This is a genomic window from Bradyrhizobium sp. 195 (genome assembly GCF_023101665.1).
GTDB lineage: Bacteria > Pseudomonadota > Alphaproteobacteria > Rhizobiales > Xanthobacteraceae > Bradyrhizobium.
In genome coordinates this window covers 3,001,962-3,018,334 of the sequence record NZ_CP082161.1, presented here as the reverse complement: position 1 = coordinate 3,018,334, position 16,373 = coordinate 3,001,962, and the positions used below count along the sequence as shown (strand labels likewise).

At 64.6% G+C, this 16,373-nt stretch carries 15 protein-coding genes and 1 pseudogene; 11 read left to right on the top strand and 5 right to left on the bottom strand.

All coding sequences use genetic code 11. The annotated features are described in order from the left end of the window. Positions 1 to 12: 12 nt before the first annotated feature. Both IVB26_RS14000 and IVB26_RS13995 read left to right on the top strand, forming a co-directional pair. Positions 13 to 885, top strand: a complete 873-nt coding sequence (locus IVB26_RS14000; RefSeq protein ID WP_247972192.1) for an SDR family oxidoreductase — start codon at positions 13 to 15, stop codon at positions 883 to 885. Between the two features lie 298 nt (positions 886 to 1,183). Then, a complete protein-coding gene (locus IVB26_RS13995; RefSeq protein WP_247972191.1) occupies positions 1,184 to 2,761 on the top strand; it encodes a fatty acid--CoA ligase in 1,578 nt (525 codons plus the stop codon). Between the two features lie 112 nt (positions 2,762 to 2,873). Here IVB26_RS13995 and IVB26_RS13990 read toward each other — a convergent pair whose 3' ends face one another. Further along, entirely contained in the window at positions 2,874 to 4,148 is a 1,275-nt protein-coding gene (locus IVB26_RS13990; protein ID WP_247972190.1) for an acyl-CoA dehydrogenase family protein, read from the bottom strand. A gap of 212 nt (positions 4,149 to 4,360) precedes the next feature. Between IVB26_RS13990 and IVB26_RS13985 the strand changes: the two genes are divergently transcribed. Beyond that, positions 4,361 to 5,140, top strand: a complete 780-nt coding sequence (locus IVB26_RS13985; RefSeq protein ID WP_247972189.1) for an enoyl-CoA hydratase-related protein — start codon at positions 4,361 to 4,363, stop codon at positions 5,138 to 5,140. Positions 5,141 to 5,305: 165 nt separating this feature from the next. Here IVB26_RS13985 and IVB26_RS13980 read toward each other — a convergent pair whose 3' ends face one another. Genes IVB26_RS13980 through IVB26_RS13970 form a run of 3 tightly spaced genes read right to left on the bottom strand, consistent with a single transcriptional unit; the run spans position 5,306 to position 7,457 of the window. Next, the gene (locus tag IVB26_RS13980; protein WP_247972188.1) at positions 5,306 to 5,683 is read right to left on the bottom strand and encodes a DUF6285 domain-containing protein; all 378 of its coding nucleotides are present in this window, start codon (positions 5,681 to 5,683) and stop codon (positions 5,306 to 5,308) included. Between the two features lie 2 nt (positions 5,684 to 5,685). Continuing rightward, a complete protein-coding gene (locus IVB26_RS13975) occupies positions 5,686 to 6,672 on the bottom strand; it encodes a phosphotransferase family protein (protein ID WP_247972187.1) in 987 nt (328 codons plus the stop codon). Continuing rightward, positions 6,669 to 7,457 carry an enoyl-CoA hydratase/isomerase gene (locus IVB26_RS13970; RefSeq protein WP_247972186.1) on the bottom strand — a complete coding sequence of 263 codons (789 nt, stop codon included), beginning with the start codon at positions 7,455 to 7,457 and terminating at the stop codon, positions 6,669 to 6,671. The genes IVB26_RS13975 and IVB26_RS13970 overlap by 4 nt, the downstream gene beginning before the upstream one ends. Before the next feature lie 179 nt (positions 7,458 to 7,636). On the opposite strand from IVB26_RS13970, the gene IVB26_RS13965 reads away from it, so the two are divergent. The 6 genes and pseudogenes from IVB26_RS13965 to IVB26_RS13940 all read left to right on the top strand — a co-directional run bounded on the left by IVB26_RS13965 (position 7,637) and on the right by IVB26_RS13940 (position 12,109). After that, positions 7,637 to 8,416: an SDR family NAD(P)-dependent oxidoreductase gene (locus IVB26_RS13965; protein ID WP_247972185.1), complete on the top strand. Its 780-nt coding sequence runs from the start codon at positions 7,637 to 7,639 to the stop codon at positions 8,414 to 8,416. 110 nt (positions 8,417 to 8,526) lie between these two features. After that, on the top strand, positions 8,527 to 8,910 hold the full coding sequence (locus tag IVB26_RS13960) for a VOC family protein (protein WP_247972184.1): 384 nt from the start codon (positions 8,527 to 8,529) through the stop codon (positions 8,908 to 8,910). A gap of 312 nt (positions 8,911 to 9,222) precedes the next feature. Further along, positions 9,223 to 10,500 carry an acyl-CoA dehydrogenase family protein gene (locus IVB26_RS13955; protein ID WP_247972183.1) on the top strand — a complete coding sequence of 426 codons (1,278 nt, stop codon included), beginning with the start codon at positions 9,223 to 9,225 and terminating at the stop codon, positions 10,498 to 10,500. Positions 10,501 to 10,745: 245 nt separating this feature from the next. After that, a complete protein-coding gene (locus IVB26_RS13950) occupies positions 10,746 to 11,363 on the top strand; it encodes a flavin reductase family protein (protein ID WP_247972182.1) in 618 nt (205 codons plus the stop codon). A gap of 20 nt (positions 11,364 to 11,383) precedes the next feature. Then, positions 11,384 to 11,590: pseudogene (locus IVB26_RS13945) on the top strand (GNAT family N-acetyltransferase); the annotation flags it as partial. A gap of 156 nt (positions 11,591 to 11,746) precedes the next feature. Next, on the top strand, positions 11,747 to 12,109 hold the full coding sequence (locus IVB26_RS13940) for a GFA family protein (protein WP_247973158.1): 363 nt from the start codon (positions 11,747 to 11,749) through the stop codon (positions 12,107 to 12,109). 83 nt (positions 12,110 to 12,192) lie between these two features. Here IVB26_RS13940 and yghU read toward each other — a convergent pair whose 3' ends face one another. Further along, positions 12,193 to 13,068, bottom strand: coding sequence for a glutathione-dependent disulfide-bond oxidoreductase (gene yghU, locus IVB26_RS13935; RefSeq protein ID WP_247972181.1), 876 nt, complete (start codon positions 13,066 to 13,068; stop codon positions 12,193 to 12,195). Between the two features lie 375 nt (positions 13,069 to 13,443). On the opposite strand from yghU, the gene IVB26_RS13930 reads away from it, so the two are divergent. Further along, positions 13,444 to 14,577, top strand: coding sequence for a nitronate monooxygenase (locus tag IVB26_RS13930; RefSeq protein ID WP_247972180.1), 1,134 nt, complete (start codon positions 13,444 to 13,446; stop codon positions 14,575 to 14,577). Positions 14,578 to 14,741: 164 nt separating this feature from the next. After that, positions 14,742 to 16,256, top strand: a complete 1,515-nt coding sequence (locus IVB26_RS13925) for an acetyl-CoA acetyltransferase (protein ID WP_247972179.1) — start codon at positions 14,742 to 14,744, stop codon at positions 16,254 to 16,256. Positions 16,257 to 16,373: the final 117 nt, after the last annotated feature.

The following is a 16,373-nucleotide window of genomic DNA, read 5'->3' as shown; positions in this document are numbered from 1 at the left end:
GGGGAAACAGCCATGTTCAAGGAAAATCTTCTGGCCGGCCGGCGCATTCTCGTGACCGGCGGCGGCACAGGTCTCGGCAAGTCGATGGCGGCGCGCTTCCTCCAGCTCGGCGCCGAGGTGCACATCTGCGGCCGGCGCAAGATCGTGTGCGACGAAACCGCGACCGAGCTGATGGCCGAGTATGGCGGCCGCGTCACCAGCCACGGCGTCGACATCCGCAATGCGCTCGCGGTCGAGGAGATGGTGGAGACCATCTTCCGCGACGCGCCGCTGACCGATCTCATCAACAATGCCGCCGGCAATTTCATCTCGCGCAGCGAGGAGCTGTCGCCGCGCGGCTTCGACGCCGTCGCCAACATCGTCATGCATGGCACGTTCTACGTGACGCAAGCGATCGGCAAGCGCTGGATCGCGTTGAAGCAACCCGGCAACGTGGTGTCGATCACCACGACGTGGGTGCGCAACGGCTCGCCTTACGTGGTGCCGTCGGCGATGAGCAAGTCGGCGATCCATGCCATGACGATGTCGCTCGCAGCCGAATGGGGCCGATACGGCATCCGCCTCAACACCATCGCGCCCGGCGAAATCCCGACCGAGGGCATGAGCAAGCGCATCAAGCCCGGCGACGAAGCCGGCGCGCGCACCAAGGCGATGAACCCGATGGGCCGCGTCGGCACCATGGAGGAATTACAGAACCTCGCGGTGTTCCTGATCTCCGGCGGCTGCGACTGGATCAGCGGCGAGACCATCGCGATGGACGGCGCGCAGGCGCTCGCGATGGGCGGCAATTTCTACCAGCTCCGCGACTGGAGCGACGACGACTGGAAGACCGCGCGCGAGAGCATCATGGCGCAGAACGAAAAGGACCGGGCGAAGCGGGGGTAGTCGTGTTGCGAGTACGCGACTACGTCAGGGGCTGACGCTATCACCCCGCCCTCACCTGTCGTCCCCGCCTAGTGCGCAATTGCGCACGGGCGCGGGGACCCATAACCACAGGGAGCAGTGTGGTGCGAGACAGCAACTCCGAGTCATCGCAAAACCTCTCCCTGTGGCTATGGGTCCCGGATCTGCGCGCGCTTGAGGCGCGCTTGTCCGGGACGACAGTGTGCTCTGTGCTGTATTGCCTTCACCCGCAATTGACTCCACACTCCCAGGCATAAAAACAAGACGCCACGGGAGAAACATGTCCATACAGCCATTGGCTGACCTCGCCGAGATGGTGCGCGAGCGCGCCAAGAGCCGCGGCGATGCCATCGCCTACGAATTCGAGGGCCGCCTCACCAGCTTTGCCGAATTCGACGCCAGGACCAACAAGGTCGCCAACGCGCTTCTCGCAATGGGCGTGAGGAAGGGCGATCGCATCGCCTATCTCGGCAAGAACAGCGATCTCTATTTCGAGCTCCTGATGGGCGCCATGAAGGCTGGCGTCGTGATGGCGCCGGTGAACTGGCGGCTGGCGGGGCCCGAGGTTGCCTTCATCGTCGAAGACTGCAAGGCGCCGGTGCTGTTCGTCGGGCCGGAGTTCATCACACAGGTCCGCCAGATCAAGGACCAGCTGCCGGGCGTGCGCACGATCATCACCACCGAGGGCGGTGCGGCGGAGTGGCAGGATTTTGCGGCGTGGCGCGATGCGCAGAGCGGCAACGACCCGAAGGTTCCGATCGACAGCAGGGACATCGCGATCCAGCTCTACACGTCCGGCACCACGGGCAAGCCGAAGGGCGCGATGCTGTCGCATGCCAACTTCCTCAACCTCGTGCAATCAGGCAATGCCGAGGACAAGCCGGAGTGGAACCGGTGGTCGACCGACGACGTGTCGTTGGTCGCCATGCCGGTCTTCCATATCGGCGGCTCCGGCTGGGGCGTGATGGGCCTCTATCACGGCGCCCGCGGCGTGATCGCCCGCGAATTCGATCCAACCAAGGTGCTGGATTTCTTCGAGCAGTCGGGCATCACAAAACTGTTCATGGTGCCGGCGGCGATGCAGTTCGTGGTGCGGCAGCCGCGCGCCAGGACGGTCGATTTCTCGCGGCTGAAATACATGCTCTATGGCGCCTCGCCTATTCCGGCCGCGCTGCTGAAGGAGTGCATCGAGGTCTTCAAATGCGGCTTCGTGCAATTGTACGGCATGACCGAGACCACCGGCACCATCGTGGCGCTGCCGCCGGAGGATCACGTCGAAGGGCTGGAGCGGATGCGCTCGGCTGGCAAGGCGCTACCGGGCGTCGAGATCGCGATCCTGGATGTGGACGGCAAACCGCTGCCGCCGCGCGAGGTCGGCGAGATCGCGACGCGATCGGGCTCGAACATGGCCGGCTACTGGAATCTGCCGGAGGCGACCGCATCGACGCTGCGCAGTGACGGCTGGCTGCGCACCGGCGATGCCGGCTACATGGACGAGGACGGCTATCTCTACATCCACGACCGCATCAAGGACATGATCATCTCCGGCGGCGAGAACATCTACCCCGCCGAGGTCGAGAGCGCGTTGTGCGACCACCCCGACGTCGCTGAGGCCGCGGTGATCGGCGTGCCCGACGACAAATGGGGCGAGGCAGTGAAAGCCGTCGTGGTGATGAAGCCGGGCAAGGAGGCGAGCGCCACCGACATCATCAACTTCACCCGCGAGCGCATCGCCGGCTACAAGACGCCGAAGAGCGTGGAGTTCTTGCCGGCGCTGCCGCGGAATCCGTCGGGCAAGATTTTGCGACGGCAATTGAGGGAGCCGTACTGGGCGGGGAAGGACAGAAGAGTGAATTGATACGCGGTGCCGTAGGGTGGGCAAAGGCGCAAAGCGCCGTGCCCACCATTCTTTGATGACGAGAGAGGTGGTGGGCACGCTTCGCTTTGCCCACCCTACGATAGCGGCGCAATCAATGCTTCCCCGGCCCCATATAGCCGAACAGGAATCCCGCCACCTTGCGCATCTGGATTTCCTCGCTGCCTTCGGTGATGCGGTAGCGGCGGTGGTGGCGGTAGATGTGCTCGAACGGCTTATGGCGTGAATAGCCCATGCCGCCGTGGACCTGCATGGCGCGATCGGCGGATTCGCAGCAGAGGCGGTTTGCCCAGTAGTTGCACATGGAGACGCGGTCGGAGAGCGTGCGCTCGATCTGCTCCTCGTTGAGCTGGTCCATCTCCCAGGCGGTCTTGCGGATCAGCAGGCGCAGCATCTCGGCTTGCGTCGCAAGCTCCACCAGCGGGAACTGGATCGCCTGGTTTTCCGCCAACGCCTTGCCGAACGGCTTTCGCTCACGCGCGTATTTGACGCTCTCATTGATGCAGTAAACGGCTGCGCCGAGCGAGCTTGCCGCCTGGCGGATGCGGTTCTGATGCACGAAGCATTGCGCCAGCGACAGCCCGCGGCCGACCTCGCCGAACAGCGCATCCTCCGGCACGAACACGTCGGTAAAACTGACGCGGGGATGGTCAGTCGGCATGTTGAAGGTCCACATGTATTCTTCGACCTTCACCCCATGGCTTTTCGCCGGAACCAGGAAGCAGGTGATGCCGCGGGCATCGCCGTCATTGCCTGATGTGCGCGCGAACAGCGCGCAATGCGTGGCGACGTGCATGCCTGTCGTCCACATCTTCTCGCCGTTGATGATCCAGCCCTTGACGTTGTCGCGGGTCGCGGGCACCGCGCGCGTTTCCATGTGGGTGGCATCCGAGCCGTGATGCGGCTCCGTCAGTCCAAAGGTGATGCGGTACTTGCCCTTGATCGAGCCGTCGATCATCGCTTTCTGGTCGTCGCGGCCGTAGCGGTCGAGCATGGTGACGACGGGGAAATTGCCGACGATCGAATGCTCGTTCTGGAGGTCGTTGTGCAGGCCGAGACCCTTCGCGGCAAAATGCTCGCGGATCACGGCCATCCAGAGGTTCGAGCCGTCCTTACCGCCATATTGCTTCGGCACCGGGAAGCGCAGATGACCCGCGGCGTCGGCGAGATCCTTGGCTTTCCGCAGCAGCGCTTCCCATTCGTGCCGGGGCAGGCCGCCGTTCTCGAAATCGGTGCGCGCCCATTCGCGGCGGTGATCGAAGAAGCGGATGTTGTCGTCGGCTTCTTCCAGCGGCTTGATCTCGCGTTCGATGAAACGATCGAGCTCTCCGAGATAGGCGACGAGATCGGCAGGCAATGAGAAATCCAAGGTTCTCTCCCGGAATGATCTTGTTGTTTTGCGTTAAGACGCTAGACGCGGTCTTGCTTCGCGTGATTAAGCGGAGAAGAGCGCATCCAAGTCAAGCAAGGCGAGGCGTGCCAGACGCGCAAGGCGCACCAGCGCAATTCGATGGTGCTCAAGCGCCGCCGCGCGCTACTATGCCGGCAATATTCCTTCACAAGAAAATGCGGGAGCGCGCGATGGAGTTGAAATTCTCGACGGTGGAACGCAGGGGGCCGATCGCGATCGTCACGCTGTCGCGCCCCGAGGTCTACAACGCGCTGCACACCGATGCGCATTTCGAGCTGCAAAAGGTGTTCGACGATTTCGCTGCCGACCCGGAGCAATGGATTGCGGTCGTCACAGGCAGCGGCGACAAGGCGTTCTGCGCCGGCAACGATCTGAAGTGGCAGGCGGCGGGAGGAAAGCGCGGCTGGGACAAGGGCGGCTTTGCCGGCCTCACCTCGCGCTTCGACTGCGACAAGCCGATCATCGCCGCGGTGAACGGCGTCGCCATGGGCGGCGGCTTCGAGATCGCGCTCGCCTGCGACCTGATCATCGCCGCGGAGAATGCGACCTTCGCCCTGCCCGAGCCGCGTGTTGGCCTCGCCGCGCTCGCCGGCGGCCTGCACCGGCTGCCGCGCCAGATCGGGCTGAAGCGCGCCATGGGCATGATCCTGACCGCGCGCCATGTCAGCGCCAAGGAAGGCCAGGAGCTCGGCTTCGTCAACGAGGTGGTGCCGCAGGGCGAAGCACTCAACGCCGCGCTGCGCTGGGCCGAGACGATCGCCAAGAATTCGCCGATGTCGATCCGCGCTTCAAAGCAGGCGATCCAGAAGGGGCTCGGCGTGTCGCTGGAACAGGCGATCGAGGAGCAGCGAGAGTATCCGGCGGTGAAGGCAATGGCGGCATCGCAGGATTACATCGAGGGACCGAAGGCGTTTTCGGAGAAGCGGCCGCCGAAATGGGTGGGGAAGTAGACGGTCTTTCGCCGCCACAACGAGACGGCCCCACATCAGCGGTGTCATGCCCCGGCTTGACCGGGGCATCCAGTACGCCGCAGCCTCTCCGCATCTCACTGCCGCCTCTGGAATACTGGATCGCCCGCTTTCGCGGGCGATGACAGCAGAGAGTGTGGCGTCCGCCTACCCGTTCCGCCCCAGCTCCCGCTTGTACGACGCGTAGTTCGGCTGATCGACCGCGAGCTTGTCCATCGTGGTTGCCCACAGATGCTCGGCAAGGCCCGGTGTTGCGAGGTCGATCTCGCCTTTGGCGATGCGCTCGGCCAGCGCACGGTTGAGATCCGTCACCGAGCCGTCCTCCCCAAGCAGCAGGCGCAGACGCTCCACCTCCTTCGCATCACTCCCCTCCTCCTGCGTCAGCTGCCGCGTGACGAGGTCGAGGATGTTGATGGCGACGCGCAGCTTGAAGGCCTGGTGGCCGGAGATCAGCGGCGTGATGTCGCTGCGGAGGAAGTCGGCGACTGACTTCGTCAGCTCGAGGGGTGTCGGTTCGTCCTGCATGGTCAGCTCCCGCGCGGCGCCAGCAGCCGCAACAGATCGATTTCGGTCTCGGACGCACGGCGGCCAATCATCGCGCGTTCCATGGAATGATCCGGGCCCTCGCGAAAACGCTGCATCATGCCGCCGCACATGATGCCCCAGCGCAGCGTGCCCATCACTTCCCAGAATTTCACGCGCGCCGGATCGGCCTTGCTGCCGGCGGCCTCATACCCTGCAAACAGCTCTTCACGCGAGCCAAAGCCGCCGACCGGCTTGTCGATCTCGCCGAAACGCCAGGAGTTGACGCAGACCCAGCCGAGATCCTCCATGGGATCGCCGAGATGGGCGAGCTCCCAGTCGAGCACCGCGCGGACACCGTCGGCGCCGATGATGAGATTGCCGTTGCGGAAATCGCCGTGCACCAGCGTGGTCTCGGCCGACGGGCCGGGATCGTGGTCCCGCAGCCAGCGCAGCGCCAGCTCGAACACCGGCTTCGGCCAGTTCAGGCTGCGATAGTCGCGCTCGAACTCGGCGATCTCCTGGGTGGCGCCACGGCTGCGTAGCTCCGGCAGCTTGTCCTTTGGCAGTCGATGCAGGCCAGCGAGAATGCCGCCGATCTGCCGCGCGAGATGCGGCCGCGCCGGGGCGAACTCGTCGTCGCGCAAGATTTTGCGCGCAATGGTCTCGCCTTCGACCCGTTGCATGATGAAGCCGGTGCCGAGATCGTCCTCCGGCACCAGCACATGCATCACGCGCGGCGACGGCACGCCGGCCTCGAACGCGGTCTGCATCAGCTGCGCTTCAGCGGCAAGACCTGCCGCGCGCGTTGGCGCCGCGCCATATCCTTTCGGCGAGCGGCGCAGGATCGCGCCGATCGGCCCATCGGGATGCACGATATCGAAGCGCCAGGTTTCCTGGCTGGCGCCGCCGGACAGTTTTGCTGCTCCGGTGACGCCGGTCGCCCCCGGACACCAGCGCCGGACGCTGCGTGAAAGCTCCGCCTCGATCATTTGCCTTTGAACTGCGCGGGTCGCTTCTCCAGGAACGCGCCGACGCCCTCGCGGAAATCCTGGGTGTCGCCGGCGCGGAGCTGGCACTGGAATTCGAGGTTGAGCTGGTCCTCGAAGGAATTTTCCGGGCTGTCCCAGTAGAGCTTGCGGATCATCGACAGCGCGACCGTCGGGCCGCTGGCAAGGTCGCGCGCGAGCTTCATCGCCTCCTCCATCAGCATGCCGTCATCGTAGACGCGGTTGACGAGGCCCCATTCCAGCGCTTTTTCCGCCGGCAGCCGCTCGCCCATCAGCGACAATTCGATCGAGCGCGCCCGACCGATGAGGCGCGGCAACAGCCAGGTCGAGCCGCAATCCGGCACAAGGCCGATGCGGCGGAAGGCCTGAAGGAAGTAAGAGGAACGCGCGCACAGGATCATGTCGCCGAGCAGCGCGAAGCTCATGCCGGCGCCCGCCGCCGGACCGTTGACCGCGGTCACAATCGGGCAATGTAGATTTCGGATGCGCCGCAGAAAGGGATGAAAGCCGGTCTCGAGCGTCAACCCGGCCTTGGTCTTCTTCGACTGGTCGTTGCGGCCCTGAAGGTTCGCGCCGGTGCAGAACGCCCGCCCCGCGCCGGTCAAGACGATGCAGCGGACCTCGTCCTTTTTCTCCTCGATCGTATCGAGCGCTTCGGCGAGACCGCCCAGCATGTCCACCGAGACCGCGTTCATCACCTCCTGATGGTCGAGCTTGAGGATCGCGACCGAGCCATCGAAATCGAGCGTGACGTGTTTGAACTGCATGGTTTCCTCGTGAGTTGCGGCCCGCGTCAGTTTCGCAGGCCGGAATTCGTTTTGCCTGGGCGCATATTTGATTTTTGGCGCGGTCTTGTCCATGGTGATCAGAGCATAGCAAGCAATCTTGCGCGCAGCGGCTGATGCGCCGCACATCAAGAAGACTTGCCAAAAACAGGAAACGCGCCATGAACATCTTCGACCTCTCCGGCCGCGTGGCCGTCATCACCGGGGGCAATGGCGGCATCGGCCTCGGCATCGCGCAGGCGCTCGCGGCCCAAGGCTGCAACGTCTCGATCTGGGGGCGCAATGCTGACAAGAACAAGGCTGCTGCCGCGAGCATGGCGGGGCTATCAGGCAAGGTCGACACCCGCGTCTGCGACGTCACCGACCCAGCCTCGGTCGACGCGGCGATGAAGGCGACGCTCGACATATTCGGCCGGGTCGACGGCTGCTTCGCCAATGCCGGCATCGGCGGCGGCGGCCGGCGCTCCTTCATCGAGCGCACCGAGGAGGAATGGCGCACAATGTTTGCGACCAATCTCGACGGCGTATTCCACGCGTTCCAGGCCGCCGCGCGCCACATGACCGATCGCGCCAATGCCGGCGATTCCTTCGGCCGGCTGGTGGCGACCTCGAGTCTTGCTTCGATCTTCGGCACCGCGCGCAACGAGCATTACGCGGCAACCAAGGCCGCGATCAACGCACTGGTGCGCGCGCTGGGCGTCGAGCTCGCCCGCCACGGCGTCACCGCCAATGCGATCCTGCCCGGCTGGATCAAGAGCGACATGACCGCGGGCATCATGGCGAACGAGAAGTTCGTCGCCAACGTGATGCCGCGGATTCCGGTTCGCCGCTTCGGCGAGCCGAGCGATTTCGGCGGCATCGCCGTCTATCTGATGAGCAAGGCGTCGTCGTATCACACGGCCGATACGTTCGTGATCGACGGCGGCTATACCGCGTTTTGATTTCGATCTCGTAGCCCGGATGGAGCGAAGCGCAATCCGGGACTGAGAAAAGCAAGCAAGACCCGGATTTCGCTTCGCTCCATCCGGGCTACAACACTGAGGGGAAGCAAATGTTCTCGCACGTGATGGTCGGCACCAACGATCTCGACAAGGCCAAATCATTCTACGACAGCCTGCTGAGCACGCTCGAGGTGCGGCCGGCCAGGGTCGACGGCCACCGCATCTTCTACATCACCAAGACCGGTGTGTTCTCGGTGTCGAAGCCGATCAACGGCGAACCGGCGACCTGCGCGAACGGCGGCACGATCGGTTTTGCGTGCAGCTCGCCCGAGCAAGTCGAAGCCTGGCACGCGGCCGGTCTCGCGGCCGGCGGCAAGACCTGTGAGAATCCACCGGGCATCCGCGATGGCGGCGCGGCCGGCAAGATGTATCTCGCCTATTTGCGCGACCTCGACGGCAACAAGATCTGTGCGATGCATCGGATGCCGAACTAACCCACACGGTTGGTGTCATTCCCCGCGAAAGCGGGGAATCCAGTACGCCGCGGCTTCTCGGCCCACTCACGACGGTCTCTGGAATACTGGATCGCCCGGTCTTCGCCGGGCGATGACAGCGGAGAGTGAGGCGCGCTTGTCCGGGACGACACCTGGAGGGAGTTCTCCCCATCCCGTTCAAACAACATTTCAAACGCCTCTGCCAAATTCCATCGCATGGCATGGCTCCGCGTGAAAAATGCGCGCTCGCACTTTGGCCGCGCTGCGACTATTCTTGCGCCCAGAATGATCTCAAGCGTCCCGGGAGGAACAATGACAAAACACACCTACATTCCCCGCACCACCAACTACACCCTCAATCCCGGCGACGAGCTCAACGACCTCCGCATGTCGAACCAGGTCCGGCCGCTCTATGATCACGTCAAGAAATTTATCCGCGACACCGTCGAGCCGATGTCGATCGAGTTCGCCAAGGCCGGCGAAGGCAAGGAAGACCGCTGGAGCTTCACGCCGAAGCAGCTCGAGGTGCTGGAGAAGGCCAAGAACAAGGCCAAGCAGGAAGGTCTCTGGAACTTCTTCCTGCCGGACGACGAGACCGGCCAGGGCCTGAAGAATCTCGACTACGCCTATATCGCATCCGAGCTCGGCAAGAGCCCGCTCGCTTCGGAGAGCATGAACTGCTCGGCGCCGGACACCGGCAACATGGAGGTGCTGGAGCGCGTCGGCACCAAGGAGCAGAAGGAGAAGTGGCTGAAGCCGCTGCTCAACGGCGAGATCCGTTCGGCCTATGTCATGACCGAGCCGAACGTCGCCTCTTCCGACGCCAAGAACATCTCGACGACGGCAAAGCTCGTCGGCGACGATTGGGTCATCAACGGCGAGAAATATTACATCTCCGGCGTCGGCGATCCCCGCTGCAAGATCCTCATCGTGATGGTCAAGACCAATCCGGATGCGGCGCCGAGCAAGCAGCAGTCGCAGATCCTGGTGCCGCGCGACACGCCCGGCGTCGAGGTGCTCGGCCCCATGTACGTATTCGGCCAGGACCACGCCCCGCGCGGCCACATGCACATGCGATTCAACAATGTCCGTGTGCCCAAGGAGAACATCCTGCTCGGCGAAGGCCGCGGCTTCGAGATCTCGCAGCTCCGCCTCGGCCCCGGCCGCATCCATCACTGCATGCGCACCATCGGCAAGGCCGAGAAAGCGCTCGATCTGATGGTGCAGCGGGGCCTCACCCGCGAAGCCTTCGGCAAGAAGATCGCCCATCTCGGCGGCAACATGCAGATCATCGCCCAGGCCCGCTGCGAGATCGAAGCGATGCGGCTGATGGTGCTGAAGGCCGCCAAGGCGATGGACGTGCTCGGCAACAAAGAGGCCCGCGTCTGGGTCTCCATGGTCAAGGCCATGGTGCCCGAGCGCGCCTGCAAGATCATCGACCAGGCCATCCAGATGCACGGCGCCACCGGCATCTCGCACTGGACCCCGCTGGCCGAGATGTACCAGGACGTCCGCCATCTGCGCTTCGCCGACGGTCCGGACGAGGTGCACTGGATGGTGGTCGGCCGCCACGAGCTGAGCATGGCGTGATCGAGATGTCGTAGGGCGGATTAGCGAAGCGTGATCCGCCGAACGCCTATGGCATGAAAAGTGGCGGATTACGCCGGCGGACTGCGCTTCGCGCAGCCGCGGGCTAATCCGCCCTACGAAGGTCGTTCGACGGAAGTGCCGTAGGGTGGACAAAGGCGCGCTCTTCGCGCCGTGCCCACCATCAAGAAGTGGTGGGCACGCTTCGCTTTGCCCACCCTACGAGACCTCCCCTTGCAGGAGCGCCCATGGACTACGCCGCCAGCGACCTCACGCCACGCGAGCGCTACAAGGTGCTGACGTCCTTCATCCTGCCGCGGCCGATCGCGTGGGTGACCACGCTCGGGCCGACCGGCGTGGTCAACGCCGCCCCGTTCAGCTTCTTCAACGCGTTCTGCGAGGACCCGCCACTCTGCATGTTCGCGGCGAACCGGAAGCCTGATGGTGAGGACAAGGACACCTTCCTCAATATCCAGCGCACCGGCGAGTTCGTGGTCAACCTGGCGGACGAGCCGCTGGCCCGGGCGATGCACGAGAGCAGCGGCGATTTTCCACCTGACATCGGCGAGCCCGACTATCTCGGCCTCGAGCTTGCGCCTTCGACGAAGATCGCGGTGCCGCGACTCGCCGACACGCCCTGGGCGATGGAGTGCAAGCTCTGGAAGCTGATCGACGTCAACGACGATCGCCGCCTGATCATGGGCGAAGGCATCCACTTCCACATACGCGACGAGCTGTGGGACGACAAGGCGATGCGGGTGCATATGGATCGCTATCACCCGATCGGCCGCATGTTCGCCGACCGCTACTGCCGCACCGACGACCGCGTCGTGTTTCCGGCGGCGGAAGGCGCAAAGACCAAATAGCCGAAGCCAGGAGCGAGACGATGCCGGAATTCTTTCGCGACAACGAAGAACGCAGCCGGTTCGAGCTTGAGGTCGACGGGCCGATCGCCTTCGTGACTTACCGCAAGACCGATGGCGCGATCACGCTCGTGCACACCGAGGTGCCGCCGGAGCTCGGCGGCCGCGGCATCGGCTCGAAGCTTGGCCGCGCCACGCTGGATGCAGTGCGGGCACAGGGGCGCAAGCTCTCCGTCGAGTGCGATTTCATCCGCAATTTCATGCGCAAGGATCCCAGCTACAACGACCTCTTGGTCGATGCCGGGGATGCGCAGGCCGAGCCGCAGGCGAGCTCTCGCGCCGGCTGCTTCTGCGGAGCCGTCGAGGTCGAGGTGACCGGCAAGCCGATGTTTGCAGGCTATTGCCATTGCGCCGACTGCCAGGCGTGGTCAGCGGCGCCGATCAACGCTTTCAGCCTGTGGAAGTCGGACAGTGTGCGCATCACCAAGGGCGAGGCGGAGCTCGGGACGTTCAACAAGACCGAGCATTCCTACCGAAAATTCTGCAAACGCTGCGGCGGCCACGTCATGACCGAGCATCCGCGGATGCGGCTGATCGACGTCTACGCCAATCTGCTGAAGGGATACCGACACCAGCCAACCCTGCATGCGAACTACGCAAGCAAGATGGTGTCGGTCCGAGATAGCCTGCCGAAATATGCCGACCTGCCGGCGGAACTCGGCGGCTCCGGGGAAATGTTGCCGGATTGATCGTAGGGCGGATTAGCGAAGCGTAATCCGCCGAATCGCCAAGGGATGGCGGATTACGCCTTCGGCTAATCCGCCCTACGCACCTAGGTCGCCGGTGCGATCTTGTCCTGCGTCCTGGTCTCGAAATCGCTGGCGTCGTGCCGCTCGTGGAGCTGGCTGGCGGGATCGCCGGAGACGCGGTTGACCATGCGGCCGCGCTTCACGGCGGGGCGCTGCGCAATCCGGTCGGTCCAACGCTGCACGTTCTTGTAGTCCTGCACCGAGAGGAATTCGCCGGCGCCATAGACCAGACCCTTGGCGAGCGCGCCGTACCACGGCCATACCGCCATGTCGGCGATCGTATACTCCTTGCCCGCAAGGTATTCGTTGTCGGCAAGGCGCCGGTCGAGCACGTCGAGCTGGCGCTTGGTCTCCATCGCGAAGCGATCGATGGCGTATTCGATCTTGGTCGGCGCGTAGGCGTAGAAATGGCCAAAGCCGCCGCCGAGATAGGGTGCGCTGCCCATCTGCCAGAACAGCCAGGACATCGCTTCGGTGCGGGTCTTGATATCCTTCGGCAGGAACGCGCCGAACTTCTCGGCGAGGTAGAACAGAATCGAGCCGGATTCGAACACCCGGATTGGCTCTGGACCGGAGCGATCCACCAGCGCAGGAATCTTCGAGTTCGGGTTGATGTCGACAAAGCCGCTGCCGAACTGATCACCATTGCCGATCTTGATCAGCCAGGCGTCGTATTCGGCACCCTTGTGGCCGAGCGCCAGAAGCTCCTCCAGCATCACCGTGACCTTCACCCCGTTCGGCGTCGCCAGCGAATAGAGCTGGAAGGGATGCTTGCCGACCGGCAGCTCCTTGTCGTGGGTCGGGCCGGCGATCGGGCGGTTGATGCTGGCGAACTGCCCGCCATTCTCCTTGTTCCAGGTCCAGACTTTGGGCGGCACGTAGGCGGGGGTGTCGGTCATACGAGGGGCTCCGGCGGAAAGATGCGCCTGCATTAATTAGCCCGGGAATAGCCAATGGCAAGGGCACCGCAACGCATTGCCGGGCGGGGCAACTTCACGTTTTGTCATGGCAAGCCCCCTTCCCCGTCATTCCGGGGCGCCCGCAGGGTGACCCCGGAATCCATCGGGCCGCAGGGCTATCTGGAGAGATGGATTCCGGGTTCTCGCTGGCGCGAGCCCCGGAATGACGAGCTCACCATGGACGCCGCGGCCTGCGGATGACGCGACGCCTACACACAAGATGCCTCGCCGAATCCGGCATGTCATCGATCGGGTCGCGTCACCTTGCTTCGCCAGCGAAAGCAACGAGAACGCCAAGGCCGCCGGGAGAGAGCCATGAAATCGCCGATCTGCGACATGCTGGGCATCGAGTTCCCATTGCTGGCCTTCAGCCATTGCCGCGACGTCGTCGCCGCCGTCAGCCGCGCCGGCGGCTTCGGTGTGCTGGGTGCCACGGTGCACACGCCGGATACGCTCGAACGCGAGTTGAAATGGATCGACGATCACGTCGACGGCAAACCGTACGGCATCGACGTGCTGATTCCCGAGAACATCTCGACCTCGGGCGAGAAGGATGTCACCTGGAAGAGCCTGGAAGCGCGCGTGCCGCAGGAGCACCGCGCCTACACGCGCGACCTCCTGAAGAAATACGACATCGAGCTGACCACGACTGATGTGGACGCCAACCAGCCGCAGCCGTTCGATGGGAAGACGGCGCTGGAGCTGCTCGAGGTCTCCTTCAATCATCCGATCCGCCTGATCGCCAACGCGCTCGGCGTGCCGCCGAAGGCGATGATCGAGATGGGCAAGAAACACGGCGTGCCGGTCGCAGCGCTCGTCGGCGCCAAGGAGCACGCGCTGCGCCAGGTCGCGGCCGGTGTCGACATCCTCGTGGTGCAGGGCACCGAGGCCGGCGGCCATTGCGGCGAGGTCTCGACCATGGTGCTGGTGCCCGAGGTGATCAAGGCGATCAAAGAGATCCGCGACGTGCCGGTGCTGGCGGCCGGCGGCATCATGACCGGGCGGCAGATGGCGGCCTGCATGGCGATGGGCGCCGCCGGCGCCTGGACCGGTTCGGTGTGGCTGGCCACCGTCGAGGCCGAGACCACCGAGATTTTCCGCGAGAAGATGATCGCGGCGTCTTCGCGCGACGCGGTGCGCTCCAGGGGCCGCACCGGAAAGCCGGCGCGGCAGCTCCGCTCGGTCTGGACCGATGCCTGGGACCGCGCGCCGGACAGTCCGGGCGCGCTGCCGATGCCGCTGCAGAGCATCATCAGCCGCGATGCCTTCAACTCGATCGACCGGGCCGCGGCGAGCGGCAACGCCAAGGCGCGCGATCTCGTCAGCTATTTCGTCGGCCAGGGCGTCGGCCTGATCGACAGCGTGAAGTCGGCTGGCGCCGTGGTGCAGGAGTTCAAGGAAGATTTTGCCGAAGCCGTCGAGCACATGAATGCGCTGGTGGCGGAGTGACTCGCGGCCCATCCTTCGAGGCTCCCCAAGCGCCGCAGGCGTCGCTTGGCTCGCACCTCAGGATGACGCTTCCTCCGTAGCCGTCATCCTGAGGTGCCGTAGCGTAGCGAAGGCCTCGAAGGGCGACGGCGTGCCCGAAATCTGAAAACGTGAAGCAAGAAGAAATGACCAAGACCAACATCCCCGAAGACCGCATCCCCGTCATCGTCGGCGTCGGCGAGATCGTCGACCGCCCCAAGGAGATCAGCGACGGCCTCGAGCCGCTCGATCTGCTCGAGCAGGCGCTACGCCGTGCCGAGGCTGACGCCGGCGCCAAGCTGCTCGGCGAGGTGCAATCGCTCGACGTCGTCAACTTCCTGAGCTGGCGCTATCGCGATCCGGAGAGGCTGTTGGCGCAGCGGCTCGGCATCACGCCTGCGCATTGCTATTACGGCCCTGTCGGCGGCGAGAGCCCGATCCGCTACATCCACGAAGCCGCCAAGCGCATCGCGCGCGGCGAATGCACCGTGGCGGCCGTCTGCGGCGCCGAGGCGCAGTCGACCGCGACCAAAGCCGAGCGCGCGGGCGCGAAGCTGCCATGGACGCCGTTCGCCCATGATGTCGAGGAGCCCAAGCGCGGCGCGGCGTTCCAGAAGCCGCTGGCGGTGGAGCTCGGCGTGTTCCGTCCCGTCACCGTCTATCCGTTCTACGAGGCCGCCTCCTCCGCGCATTGGGGCCAGACGCCGCGCGAGGCGATGGCGGAATCCGGCACGCTGTGGTCCCGCTATTCGGAAGCCGCCACACAGAATCCCAATGCCTGGCTGAAGCGGCGCTATGCGCCTGAAGAGATCACGACGCCCACCGCCGACAATCGCCTGATCGCCTGGCCCTACAGCAAGCTCATGGTCGCCAACCCGAGCGTTAACATGGGCGGCGCGCTGCTGCTCACCAGCCTCGCCAAGGCGCGCGCGGCGGGGATTGCGGAAGACAAGCTGGTCTATCCGCTCGGCGGCGCCTCGGCTGAAGAGCCGCGCGACTATCTCTTGCGCGACCAGTTTTTCGAGAGTCATCCGCAGAACGCGGTGCTCAAGGCCGTGATGGATCTCGCCGGCGGCGACGGCAAGAGGTTCGACGCGATCGAGCTCTACAGCTGCTTCCCATGCGTGCCCAAGATGGCGCGGCGGACGCTCGGTCTTGGCGCCGACGTGCAGCCGACCGTGACCGGCGGCCTCACCTTTTTCGGCGCGCCGCTCAACACCTACATGACGCATGCCGCCTGCGCGATGGTGCGGCGTGTGCGCGACGGCGCCAAGCTTGGCCTGCTCTATGGCCAGGGCGGCTTCGTCACCAAGCATCATGCGCTGGTGGTGTCGAAGACGGCGCCGCGCGAGGCGCTGGCGCAGGAGACCAGTGTGCAGGCAGAGGCCGACCGTAACAAGCGCGCGGTGCCGGAGTTCGTGACGGAGGCAAACGGCAAGGGCAAGGTGGAGAGCTTCACGGTGCTCTACGGCCGTGGCGGCGATGTCGAGCACGGCGTGGTCATGCTGCGGACTAACGATGACCGGCGCACGCTGGCGCGGATCCCGGCGAGCGATAGCGCGACGCTGGCGCATCTGCTGAATATGGAGAGGACGCCGGTCGGTTCGCTCGGCGAGATCGCGATGGCCGCGGACGGCGTGCCGGAGTGGAGAGTCGCGTGATCTCGTAGGGTGGGCAAAGCGACTTGTCCGCCGTAGCTCGAAGAGCGAAGGCGGAAGCGTGCCCACGATCTCGATGCGATGGAGAAATTTCGTGGGCACGGCGCAAGAGCGCCTTTG